This is a genomic window from Vibrio sp. D420a (assembly GCF_030248625.1).
Taxonomy (GTDB): Bacteria; Pseudomonadota; Gammaproteobacteria; order Enterobacterales; family Vibrionaceae; genus Vibrio; species Vibrio fortis_A.
This window is the reverse complement of sequence record NZ_JAHGAN010000029.1, coordinates 191,687-204,898: the sequence shown is the minus strand read 5'-3', so window position 1 is coordinate 204,898 and position 13,212 is coordinate 191,687. Positions and strand designations below refer to the sequence as shown.

General features: G+C 45.7%; 9 protein-coding genes. All 9 read left to right on the top strand.

Annotated features, from left to right (window positions below; translation table 11 throughout):
• Positions 1–204: 204 nt before the first annotated feature.
• The 9 genes from KI743_RS19390 (at position 205) to ilvN (ending at position 13,117) form a co-directional block, all read left to right on the top strand.
• Positions 205–855 (top strand): TetR/AcrR family transcriptional regulator, encoded by a 651-nt coding sequence (locus tag KI743_RS19390; RefSeq protein ID WP_150895878.1) that lies wholly within the window; start codon positions 205–207, stop codon positions 853–855.
• A gap of 5 nt (positions 856–860) precedes the next feature.
• Entirely contained in the window at positions 861–2,186 is a 1,326-nt protein-coding gene (locus KI743_RS19385; protein WP_285467793.1) for an efflux RND transporter periplasmic adaptor subunit, read from the top strand.
• On the top strand, positions 2,183–5,290 hold the full coding sequence (locus KI743_RS19380) for an efflux RND transporter permease subunit (protein ID WP_285467792.1): 3,108 nt from the start codon (positions 2,183–2,185) through the stop codon (positions 5,288–5,290). Before KI743_RS19385 ends, KI743_RS19380 begins: the two co-directional genes overlap by 4 nt.
• Before the next feature lie 180 nt (positions 5,291–5,470).
• A complete protein-coding gene (locus tag KI743_RS19375) occupies positions 5,471–5,995 on the top strand; it encodes a phosphatase PAP2 family protein (protein WP_150895876.1) in 525 nt (174 codons plus the stop codon).
• Positions 5,996–6,041: 46 nt separating this feature from the next.
• Entirely contained in the window at positions 6,042–7,106 is a 1,065-nt protein-coding gene (locus tag KI743_RS19370) for an MJ1255/VC2487 family glycosyltransferase (protein WP_285467791.1), read from the top strand.
• A 346-nt stretch (positions 7,107–7,452) separates the two neighbouring features.
• Complete coding sequence (leuO, locus tag KI743_RS19365; protein ID WP_285467790.1) at positions 7,453–8,412, top strand: transcriptional regulator LeuO; 960 nt, start codon at positions 7,453–7,455, stop codon at positions 8,410–8,412.
• Positions 8,413–8,614: 202 nt separating this feature from the next.
• Complete coding sequence (locus KI743_RS19360; RefSeq protein ID WP_285467789.1) at positions 8,615–10,423, top strand: long-chain fatty acid--CoA ligase; 1,809 nt, start codon at positions 8,615–8,617, stop codon at positions 10,421–10,423.
• Between the two features lie 458 nt (positions 10,424–10,881).
• On the top strand, positions 10,882–12,621 hold the full coding sequence (locus KI743_RS19355; RefSeq protein WP_032553059.1) for an acetolactate synthase 3 large subunit: 1,740 nt from the start codon (positions 10,882–10,884) through the stop codon (positions 12,619–12,621).
• 1 nt (position 12,622) lies between these two features.
• On the top strand, positions 12,623–13,117 hold the full coding sequence (ilvN, locus tag KI743_RS19350; RefSeq protein ID WP_032553060.1) for an acetolactate synthase small subunit: 495 nt from the start codon (positions 12,623–12,625) through the stop codon (positions 13,115–13,117).
• Positions 13,118–13,212: the final 95 nt, after the last annotated feature.

The following is a 13,212-nucleotide window of genomic DNA, read 5'->3' as shown; positions in this document are numbered from 1 at the left end:
CGAGTTGCGCGGTTAGTTTATCGTTTGCATGATGTTTAGGTTATAACTTTGTACTAAATCTTTTTTACCGAGTGAATGACGGGAAAATAATTCAAGCTCAAATTTAATTAATCACTCGATTAAATAGTGAGTAATTATTCTTCACCACCTGTTGGAATATCACCCTATAATTAATCGTGTGATTAATTATAGGGTGGCTATAGAGTGGGACGAAAAGTTGGGCGACCGCAGAAGAATCGAGAGGTTCGGCAACTCTTGATTGAACATGCGCGGGATCTGTTTGTCGTGCAGCCTTATGACAAGGTATCAACTCGGCTCGTCGCTGAGAGGGCTGGTGTGAATATTGCGATGATTCGCTATTACTTCGGTAACAAGGCGGGTCTGTTTGAAGCGATGTTGCGTGAAACTCTGCGGCCAATGCAGTTGCAGATGCAAAAGCTCATTGATGAGAGTAACCACGATAACTTTCTCGATCTTATGCGTACTTACTACAAAGAGATGGCGAAGGTACCAAAATTTCCTCGCTTAGTGGCTCAAGTGATGAATATGCCACCCTCTGAGGTTCAGCGAGAGCTGCTTGAGAAGGTGTTCATTGATATCGCTAAACCTGCCCAAGACGTGATATTTGAGAAGCTGATTGACCATGGTGTGCTGAGAAAAGATATGGATCCTAAGTTATGTCGGATTTCGTATATCAGTTTAATGGTATTTCCTTTTATCGCACCACCACCACTGCTGGCGCTGCATGGCATTGAGTTAAATGAAGACTTTCTTAACCGTCTGATTGAACACAATATTCAACTAATGAGTGAGGGCTTTGTGAATCCAACAAGCACCTCAAAAATTCAGGACTAAACAGAATGAAAATAGGGAAAAAGTGGCTGTTCTTTCCAGCATTAGCGATAGGTATTGTCGGCTTAGTTGTGGCGATTAACCTTAAGCCAGACCTTCCAACCAAACCTGCTGGTGACCGAGCCCGCTTGGTAGAGGTACAAGTACTAGAGCCTCAATCTATGGCTCCTTTAGCGATTGGTTTTGGCAAAGTGGTGCCTAAAGTTGAGTGGAAAGCGATCGCGGAAGTTACAGGTAAGATCGTCTATCGCCACCCTGAACTAGAAAAAGGCAAAGTGATCCCTGCTGGTACAGAGGTGCTCAAGATTGATCCTCTCGATTATGAACTCAAATTGACGCAAGCTCAGGCCGACCTTAAATCTTCTCAAACCTCTTTGGCTAAGTTGAATCAAGAAGAGCAGAACCTAAACCAAACATTGAAGATCGAGAAAAACCGCTTAGTGATCAGTAATAAAGAGCTTAAGCGTAAACAAGATCTGCGCAAGAAAGGTTTAACCTCTCAGTCTGATGTTGATCTGCAAGAGCAGAGTGCGCTTTCGCAGCGCAAACTGGTGCTTGATATCGAGAACCAAATCGCGTTAATGCCAGACGAGAAGAGAGTGGCAGAAGCGGTGATCAAAGTAAATGTTTCTAAGGTAAGAGAAGCTGAGCGCTCTTTGGAAAAAACCACCATTACTCTGCCAAAAGCAATGCGTATCGCTCAGGTCGATATAGAGACCAACCAAGTGGTCAATCTTCAACAAACCATGTTTATTGCTCACGGTATTGATGTGATGGAGGTCGAAGCGCAGCTTTCAATTCACGATATGCAGACCTTGGCTTCGAGCTTAGGTGAATTCACCCGTGATGAGTCTGGTATTCCTAATACCGACACCTCAGAAATCTCCGCCACTATTGAACTTAATAGCGGTAACTTGAATGCAGCGTGGCCTGCACGAGTGGCACGTATCAGTGAAACCGTTGATGAAAACCAAGCAACAGCGGGTGTGATATTAGAAATTAAGCAAGACTACGCCCAACTTGAGCCAAGTAGTCTGCCACCTTTAGTAAACGGTATGTTCGTCAAAGCCCTGATTGAAGGTGCGTCTAATCTTGCTTGGGTAGTACCAGAGCGAGCACTGCATGGCGATACCCTTTACTTAATGGATAGCGAGCAGCGCTTAAGTATGGTTCAGGTGGAAGTTTTGTATCGCCGTGATAATCAGGTCGTGGTTCGTGGAGAGCTCAAACAGGGTGATAAGCTGATCCTCAATGATGTACTTCCCGCTATAGAGGGAATGTTACTGAGAGAGACCGGTGATGACTCAACCTCGATGCAGGAGAGTGATTCATGATTAAGTTTTTCTCTCGACACCCAACAGCTGCCAACTTACTCATGTTGGGGTTGTTGGTGCTGGGTTTGAGCTCGCTCTCCAACATTAAGCGAGAAACCTTTCCTGAGTACGATCCTCCATACATCATGGCGGGCATTGTTTACCCTGGCGCTTCACCACAAGAGGTGGAGGAGAGCTTGTGTATTCGTATGGAAGACGCCGTTGACGGTTTGGCGAATATCGAAGAAACCCAGTGTGAGGCGATCGAAGGCAGTGCGCGCCTGATCCTTAAGCTCAATGAGAAAGCGGACATTGGTCGTATGCTGGTGGACGTACAGACTCAGATTGATTCGATTAACGACTTCCCTTCAGAGATCGAATCCCCAGTTGTTCAAGAGCTTGATTGGAATGAGCCCGTGGTTGATGTGGCAATCACTGCAGATACTACATGGCCCGAACTCAAAGCTTATGCTGAGCAGTTAAAGCGGACCATGAAACTCGACTATGATGTCTCGCTGGTAGAAGTCAGTGGCTTTTCTGATCATCAATATCGTGTTGAGCTGGATACCCAAGCAATTCGTCAATTGGGGTTAACGGTTAATGACATCGCAGAACAGATTGGGCGTCAGAACGTTAAGCTGCCAAGTGGTAATGTCGAAACACCCGACAAGAACTTTCTGATCCGTTTTGATGAGCGTCGAGTGACTCCACTAGAGCTCGAAAGTATCGTAGTCGGCTCTGCTCCAAACGGCTCTGTGATTCGCTTGCGAGATATCGCAGTCATCACAGACCGATTTGAACTGGATGAGCAGAAGGTACTGTTTGATGGGAAGCCATCGGCTCTGCTTAAGGTCAGTAAGAACAAAGAAGATGACGCGCTGCGTATCAAAGAGCGCGTGACTCAATTCGTTGAAGACCAGAGTGCGATAGCCCCTGATGGCGTAACGCTACAAATGACCAATGACCTCTCTTCTGTATTGTGGGACCGTCTGACGATGATGGTACGCAACGGCTGGCAAGGGATCGTGTTGGTGTTCGCGACTATGTGGCTGTTCTTCAGCTTACGTTACTCATTCTGGGTTGCCGCCGGTCTGCCGGTTGCTTTTCTAGGTGGTCTGTTCTTGATGGCGAACCTTGGGTTATCCATTAACATCATGTCGCTTGTTGGTTTGTTGATGGCCATCGGTATTATGATGGATGACGCCATTGTGATCGCTGAATCGATAGCCTCACATCTCGATCGGGGGCAGAAGGTCGATGATGCTGTCTACAACGGGGTGAAAAAAGTTCTGCCTGGCGTACTTTCCTCGTTCTTAACGACTGTGTGTATTTTTGGCAGTCTGTTGTTCTTAGACGGTGAGATGGGGGCGGTTCTTAAAGCGGTACCTCAAGTCTTGATCTTAGTACTTTCGTTGAGCTTGATTGAAGCCTTCTTGATTCTGCCCAACCACCTGTCACACTCGCTGCATAAAGAGAAACAAGAGAAGCCAGCGCTGCGCTTTAAAGTTGCGTTATTGGAGAAATTTGAAAACTTCCGTAACACCACTTTGATGAGCATGGTGGAGCGCGTTGTCTCGTTTCGATATGCCTTTATGGGAGGCATAGTGAGTTTGCTGCTCCTTGCTATCGCTTTGATTGCAGGTGGTATCGTTAAATTCCAACCTTTCCCTGAATTGGATGGCGACATTGCTGAGGCTCGCGTGATTTTGCCACCGGGTGCATCGCTAGCACAAACTGAACGAGTCGTGGAGCATATCGTTTCATCTGCTGAGCGTTTGAACGTGCAATGGAGTGATGAAGTTGAGGGGGGGAACACCTTAGTTGAGCACATCACCAGTCAGTTTAATGCCAATGCGGATGCCAATGAATCAGGACCACATCTAGCGACAGTGCGTTTGGACCTGCGTGGTGCCGAGAGCAGAAACACGGTCATCGATGACTTTATTGATGCTTGGCGTAATGATGTGGGTGAACTGGCCGATCCTATTTCTCTAGTATTCAAGCAGCCGACGGTGGGGCCGGGTGGGCGAGCGATTGAAATTCGAGCCAAACATGATGATCTGCAAGCGCTGAAAGCGGCTTCGATTGATATTCAAGAGTATTTGAACCAGTTTGATGGTGTGCATGGCGTGCTTGATGACATGCGAATGGGTAAAGAGGAGATCTTAGTTAAGCTAAGACCGGGGGCGGAGACATACAACGTCAACGGACAGATGATCGCGTCTCAATTGCGTGCTGCATTCTTTGGTCAGACTGCGGATGAGATTCAGGTGGGTGTTGAGAACATCTCAATAGAAGTGCGTTTGGACAAGCAGCAAGCTGGCGATGTTCAGCAGTTGGCTAACTTCCCAATCATTACTTCAGACGGTAGTCAGATCCCGCTAGCGACTTTAGCGACGCTCGACTTTCAGCGAAACTATGTGCGAATCCAACGTATTGATGGCCTACGTACCATCAGTATCTTTGGTGATGTAAACAATAAAAAAGCCAGCTCGTCGGCTATCTTGGCCCAGTTCCAGCGCGATGAAGCGCCTAAGTTGCTAAAGAAATACCCTGGACTGCGTTTTGATTTTGAAGGTGAGGCGAAAGATGCGGCGAAGACTGGTGCCTCTATGGGTAAGGGCTTTTTACTGGGTTTGTTTGGCGTCTTTACCATATTGAGTTATCAATTCCGCAGTTACCTAGAACCTTTCGTGGTGATGCTGGCGATACCTTTAGCCTTTATCGGTGTTGTGGTCGGGCACTGGTTGCTCGGGCATTCCCTGAGTATGCCGAGTATGATGGGCTTTGTGTCATTAGCTGGGATCGTGGTTAACGACTCGATACTCTTAGTGCAATACATCCGGCACCATGTGGATGAGGGAGATAGCGTGCATGACTCTGTAGTGAAAGCGAGTCGTGAACGTTTCCGGGCCGTGTTCTTAACTTCGATGACTACTGCGGCAGGACTGTTGCCTCTGCTTACTGAAACCAGTTTGCAGGCTCAGGTTATACAGCCACTAGTGATCTCGATTGTGTTTGGTATCTTCGCTTCAACACTACTGGTGCTGTTTATGATCCCTGCAGCCTACGCGATTTTGGCTGACTTTGGATTAGTTAAGAAGCATGAGCCCCTCACTGTTTAGTTGATAGGGCGTGAACATCAAAAGCGGTGTTTGAGCCGCTTTTCTTTTGCCAACAATTCACTGCAATGATGAATCACCCTGAGGATGAAATGTTCATTTTTTATCCGCAAAATCGTCACCATATTGTCATTTCCAACTTCTAACGTAACCCCAAAGCACAGATAAGAGCTGAGGGAACACATGAGAACGATAGAACCAATTGTCCGCTGGGATGTGGCATTTTCTATGTTTTGCTTGAAGAGTCGTTACAGCAAGCAAACCGCGCAGATCAGTAAAGCCATTTCCCATACTGGGGACGGGCACCTATACCTTTTGTTTGCAATAGCTGCTCTGTTCTTAGATGAGCAGAACGGCAAAGCGTTTCTTATGGTGGGTTTGGCGGCATTTGCCATTGAGCTCCCTATCTATTGGCTTGCAAAAAATACCATCAAGCGTCGTCGCCCAGCTGAGTTTTCCTCTTTCCTACATTCTTACATCGTGCCTTCAGATAAATACAGCCTGCCCTCGGGACATTCGGCCGCGGCTTTTGTTATGGCCACCGTCATTGGGCACTTTTATCCGCAGGTTTACTTATTGAGCCTCGTTTGGGCTGGTCTGATCGCAGGTTCACGTATCTTGCTAGGGGTTCATTTTCTTACCGATGTGCTGATCGGTGCGGCACTTGGTATTGCTTGCGCGAATCTTGCGCTCAATGGACTGCTTTAGTTTTAAAGATACTTCCTCCAATTCGAGAGTCTAAAAAGGACCGAATATGAAAATACTCTATGGTGTACAAGGCACTGGCAATGGTCATATTGCGCGTGCTCGTGCGATGGCGAACGCTCTGAAAGCGAAGAATGTGGATGTTGACTTCTTATTCTCTGGTCGTGACGGGGATAAGTATTTTTCGATGGAAGCATTTGGTGATTACCAAACTCGCCATGGCTTAACTTTCTTCAGTGAACAAGGGCAGGTGAAGTATGGCAAAACTTTCTTTAAGAATAGCCTGTTGCGTTTTCGTCGTGAAATCGCTGAATTGGATCTCTCGCGTTACGATTTGGTCTTGAATGACTTTGAGCCGGTATCGGCTTGGGCGGCTAAAAAACAAAAAGTACCGTGTATTGGCATTAGCCATCAGAATGCATTTCGCTTCGATGTGCCCAAGAAGGGCGGAAACTGGATCGAGCACTCAGTGATACAGCACTTTGCTCCGACTGAGCACTATATCGGATTGCACTGGTATCATTTTGAACAGCCAATTTTACCCCCGATTGTTCATACCTTGTCTAGCCGCGAAAAGGCGTCATGTGCAGAAGGGAGCGCAGACTTCAGCCTAGTTTATCTGCCGTTTGAAGATTTGGATGATGTGACGGATCTTTTGATTAAGTTCATCTCTCATCAGTTTGTCTGTTATCACCCAGATATCATCGAGCAGCGCACTGTTGAAAATATCGTATTCAAGCCACTTAGCCATGATGGTTTCCAAATTGACCTTCAAGCATGCTCTGGCGTGATTGCCAATGGTGGCTTTGAGTTGCCCTCCGAAGCGATGACTTTAGGAAAGAAGTTACTATTGAAACCGCTTGCTGGCCAATTCGAGCAACAGAGTAATGTGGCAACTCTAGAGGCCTTAGGTTTGGCTCAGATGATGAGCTTCCTTGACCCTGCAACCTTACGCACTTGGCTAGGGGAGAAACAAGCGGAAATGGTCTCTTATCCAGACGTGGCGAGTGCGATCGTTGAGTGGATTTTGGCGAAAGATTGGCACTGTCAGGAGCAACTAAGAAGGCAGTTATGGGAGAAGGTCGACTTCCCTAGTTACGCTTCTATCACTTGATTCATAGGTGAGGTTTTTGAATGCCTTGCACTATCAATTCATTGGCTCAATCATTTGTAACAAATGTAACTGAATGATTGAGCCGTCAAATAAGTCGTAAGAAAATCCCAAAATGCGCCATTTTATGTTTTTTTATAAATCCATAAGTGTATGATATTAAATTAATAATTATTCATTGAGGTAAAATAAAATTATTCTTTATCAATCTTGTTGGTAGCGTTCGATTGATTGGTTAATAGTAGATGTTATCCGAAACACATCGGCCAGATAAATATAAGAACTAGTGGTTATCTATTCCCACACTATTACAAATTTAACGCTGTCATACCGACAAGAGGCAACTTGAATGTTAGAGAAAAAAGACGCAATGAGTGCTATTGCAAGCTACAGAATGGAAAGCACACTTCGTGGAGTAGACCTAAACCTATTGACTGTTTTTGATGCTGTAATGCAAGAGCAAAACATTACCCGTGCAGCGCACAACTTGGGTATGTCTCAGCCTGCAGTAAGTAATGCTGTAGCACGTCTAAAAGTGATGTTTAACGACGAGCTATTTATGCGTCAGGGGCGCGGTATTCAACCGACTCAACGTGCACGTCAACTGTTTGGCCCAATCCGCCAAGCACTGCAACTAGTACGCAATGAACTACCAAGTTCTGTATTCTCTCCTGAGTCGTCTTCTCGTCTATTCAAGTTGGCGATTTGCAGCCCTTGTGACATGCGTTTTGCACCTAAGATTATGTCGACTATCAATGAGCTTGCGCCAAGTGTTCAACTACACATGGATGCTGAGTTCGACCGTCAACTTTCTGAGCGCATGCGTTACCAAGAAATCGACTTCGTTATCGATTACGCTCGCTTCGATGAGCAAGGCTTCTCAAGCACAGAAATCTTCCAAGATGAGCTAGTGGTTGTTGCTTCAGCTTCACACCCACGCATCAACGGTTCAGTAACGGCGACTGAGCTTCTAGAAGAGAAGCACGCGAAACTGTCTCGCATTCACGGTCAGCGCAGCTTCTCTGAGCAAGCATACCGCGACCTAGACTGCACGCCTTACTATGAAGGTACTAGCCTAAGCAACGTGCTATACGTTGTGGGTCAGTCTGAACTTGTAACGATTGCACCTCGTTGGATGGTTGAACATGCAGCAAATAAAGAGCAGCTACAGATTCTAGATTTCCCATTCGATAATGCGGCAATCTCAGGCTTCCTAAGCTGGCACGAATCAAGCGAGAAAGACAAAGGACACATTTGGTTACGAGATCAACTAATGATGATCTGTGGCGAAGTTGTAGCACTTAACTAATCGCTGAAAACCTTGATTTATAAGCCCTGAGCTAGTTTGTTAGTTCGGGGCTTTTTTGTACCAGAACGCCGAACTTCGTTCATTTTTTAGAGTTAAGTTTACTATTACTGATAACTTTGAGCTCCATCAGTTGCCTTTTCCATGATCAGAGGTACACTTGTGCGCTCAAAAAAGCTTACAGGTGTAAGCCAAAGGTAAAGAGATGGCCAATTTAGATTTTCATATCGTAAAACGACTTCGCGAGCAGATTGCTCAAGGCGGCAACCGCACGGCTTTAAAGCATAAAGTTAATGATGTTTGGCAAGGCATTAGCTGGCAGCAATTTGGTGAACAGATCGATAAGCTGTCACTCGCACTATTGGCTCAAGGACTGAGAATCCAAGACAAGATCGGTATCTACTCAAATAATATGCCTCAATGGACTGTGGCAGACTTTGCAGCCCTGCAAGCTCGTCTTGTAACTGTGCCGATTTACCCAACGAACACTGCGGCGCAGTCTTCCTACATTATTCAAAACGCAGACGTTAAAGTGCTTTTTGTTGGCGAACAGCCACAGTTTGATGCAGCAATCAGCCTATTTGACGAATGTGAACAGCTTGAAATCATCGTTGCGATGTCAGATGACATTGATACTCAAGGCTATGACTTTGCTATCTCTTGGCAAGAGTTCATCGAGCGCGGTCAACAGGCTCAGCAAACGGAATTAGACGTTCGTCTTGCTGATGCGAATATGGATGATCTGCTTACTCTTATCTATACCTCTGGTACGACTGGCCAACCGAAAGGTGTAATGCTGGATTACGCTAACATCGGCTCTCAACTGGAAGGCCATGACGAGCGCTTAAGCCTAAGCAAAGATGATGTTTCCCTCTGTTTCTTACCGCTATCTCACGTATTTGAACGCGCATGGACTTTCTATGTCCTTTATAAAGGCGCAACTAACTGTTACCTGCAAGACACAATGCAGGTGCGTGATGCTCTAAGCGATGTGAAGCCAACCGTGATGTGTGCGGTTCCACGTTTTTACGAGAAGATCTTCTCAGCCATCCACGAGAAAGTATCCAAAGCACCACTGATTCGTAAGGTCCTCTTTACTTGGGCTGTGAACATGGGCGCTAAATTGGCAGCTTGTCACCAAGAGGGCCGCACACCTTCTCTAATGTTGAAGAAGAGCCATGCATTGGCGGATAAACTGGTGTTATCTAAGCTGCGCGCTCTACTTGGTGGAAACATCAACTTTATGCCATGTGGTGGTGCAAAGCTTGATGAAACTATCGGTCGCTTCTTCCACGCAATTGGCATCAATGTGAAGCTTGGTTATGGCATGACAGAAACCACAGCAACGGTTTCATGTTGGGATGATCGCTGTTTCAACCCGGACTCAATCGGTATGTCTATGCCGGGCGCGGAAGTAAAAATTGGCGAACAGAACGAAATCTTAGTTCGTGGCCCAATGGTGATGCGCGGCTACTATAAAATGCCAGAAGAAACAGCTAAGACTTTTGACGAGCACGGCTTCTTGAAAACAGGTGATGCGGGTCACTTCGATGAGAACGGTAACCTATTCATTACCGACCGTATTAAAGAGCTGATGAAAACCTCTGGCGGTAAATACATTGCCCCACAAGTGGTTGAAGGTGCTATCGGTAAAGACCACTTTATTGAGCAGATTGCCGTGATTGCCGATACACGTAAATTTGTTTCTGCATTGATCGTCCCTTGTTATGACTCTCTGGAAGAGTACGCGAAAGAGCTCAACATCAAGTACCACGACCGTGTTGAGTTGATTAAGCATCACCAGATTGTTGAGATGCTAGAAAAACGCGTTAATGACCTACAACAAGAGCTGGCTAAGTTTGAGCAAGTGAAGAAATTCAAACTGTTACCAAAAGCCTTCTCTATGGATGCTGGTGAACTGACACCGACTCAGAAACTGCGTCGTAAAGTGATTAACGATAAGTATCAAGACGAAATCGAAGAAATGTACACTGAAAAGCCGAAAGATAAGTAATTTTATCTAAGTTAACTTTTTAGTTGTTTAAAAATCCCCCTAGTCGTACATGGTGACGATTAGGGGGATTTTTTACGTCACGACATCAGGTAAATGTGCGTGAGAGCACATCTAGAGCGTGGTGTTCACACTGAAAAAAAGAGAGATTGTGAAATATTTAGAGTTTTTTTAGTAGTCACTATTGGTGAATTGTTCTGCTTTGAAAGTTCTGGGTGGTGTTAGATGAGGTTTTCTTTCTAAAACATGGTTATATCGAATTATTGACTGTAGAAGGGTGTTAGACCCGATGATAATAAAACGTTACAGTTGTTTCGTACCACTGCTTATTGTTATCACGACGAGCAATCATAGCCGAAAAAGTGGAAGTATTTCGAATTAGGCTACGAATAAGACCTAGACTATGTAAAAACCAGCCCCTTCGGCTTACCCAACTGAAGGAAACTGGTAAGGAGAGCAATATGACAACTAAGCCAGAGTGCGCCCAATTATCCGGCGCGGAAATGGTAGTTCAGTCCCTAATTGAAGAAGGGGTTGAGCAGATCTTTGGTTATCCAGGCGGTTCCGTTTTGGATATCTACGATGCCCTACACGCAAAAACAGACAAGATTAAACACGTATTAGTGCGCCATGAGCAAGCAGCGACGCATATGGCCGATGGCTATACGCGTTCAACCGGTAAACCTGGTGTTGTACTAGTATGTTCAGGTCCTGGTGCGACCAACACCGTAACGGGTATTGCGACAGCGTACATGGACTCGATTCCAATGATCGTTATTTCAGGTAACGTACCGAATAACTTGATTGGTAATGACGCATTCCAAGAGTGTGATATCGTAGGTGTATCTCGTCCAATCGTAAAACACAGCTTCTTAGTAAAGAAAGCTGAAGACATCCCAGAGATCGTAAAAAAGGCCTTTTATATTTCGACCACAGGTCGACCTGGTCCAGTTGTGATTGACCTTCCTAAAGATGTACTTAATCCACAAATTAAGCTGCCGTACGAATACCCAGAAACGATCAAAATGCGTTCGTACAACCCAACGGTAACAGGCCACAAAGGACAAATTAAGAAAGCACTTAAGGCACTTCTAGAAGCGAAGAAGCCGGTTCTTTATGTTGGTGGTGGTGCGGTTATTTCGGAAGCTGATAAACAGTTGCTTAAGCTTGCCGAGGCGCTAAACCTACCTGTTGTTAGCACACTGATGGGGTTGGGTGCCTTCCCGGGCACGCATAAAAACTCGCTAGGCATGCTTGGTATGCACGGCCTATACGAAGCCAATATGGCAATGCATAACGCAGACCTTATTTTCGGTGTTGGTGTTCGTTTTGATGATCGTACGACCAACAACCTTGAGAAGTACTGTCCAAATGCCAAGATCATGCACATTGATATTGATCCATCGTCGATCTCTAAGAACGTGAAGGTGGATCTACCGATCGTAGGCTCTGCTGAGCGCGTGCTTGAGAGCATGGTGAACCTGCTTATTGAGCAAGGCGGAACCAATGATGCTGAAGCCTTGGATGCATGGTGGGCTGAAATTAAAGTATGGCAAGACCGTAAGTGTCTCGCTTACGACAAATCGCCTGAGCGTATCAAACCTCAGCAGGTTATCGAAACTCTACATAAAGTGACTAATGGCGATGCGTATGTTGCTTCTGATGTAGGTCAGCACCAAATGTTTGCTGCACTTTACTATCCATTTAATAAACCACGCCGTTGGATCAACTCTGGTGGCCTTGGCACCATGGGCTTTGGTTTACCTGCGGGTATGGGCGTTAAGTTCGCGAAACCGGATGAAGAAGTGGTCGTTGTAACAGGCGATGGCAGTATTCAGATGAATATCCAAGAGCTATCAACGGCTCTGCAATACAACATCCCGGTTAAGATCATCAACTTGAATAACCGTTTCTTAGGCATGGTAAAACAGTGGCAAGACATTGTTTACCAAGGTCGTCACTCAAACTCATACATGGACTCTGTGCCAGACTTTGCGGCTATCGCGGAAGCGTATGGTCACGTAGGTATGCGTATCTCGTCTCCTGATGAACTTGAATCAGGCCTAGAGAAAGCACTGGCAATGAAAGACCGCCTGGTATTCGTCGACATTAGTGTTGATGATACAGAGCACGTATACCCAATGCAGATTAAAGGCGAGGGTATGGATAACATGTGGCTAAGCAAAACGGAGAGAACATAGTATGAGACACATTATTTCGCTATTAATGGAAAACCAACCGGGTGCCTTGTCTCGAGTGGTTGGCTTGTTTTCTCAACGTGGTTACAACATTGAATCGCTGAACGTGTCGCCGACAGATGATCCGACGCTTTCACGTCTGAACGTAACGACCAACTCAGATGAGATGCAACTAGAGCAGATCCAGAAGCAACTGCATAAGCTGATTGATGTGCTTAAAGTTCAAGAAGTATCAGAGCTTGATCATATTGAGCGTGAGCTACTAATGGTTAAGGTTCGCGCGAGCGGTTTTGCGCGTGCAGAGGTTAAACGTACTGCTGATATCTTCCGTGGTCAGATCGTCGACGTAACCGCCTCTCAATACACAGTGCAGATGGCGGGTACCAGTGAGAAGCTGGATGCGTTTATTCAAGCATTATCAGAAGTAACGGAAGTGCTTGAAGTGGCACGCAGCGGCGTGGTTGGGATTGCTCGAGGAGAGCGCTCTCTAAAAGCTTAAGAAAATTGTATGATAGAAAGCCGCATTAAGTGCGGCTTTTTTATTTTGTTAATTTATAACAATGATATAATTCTCGCCATATTTACCCTATTTTG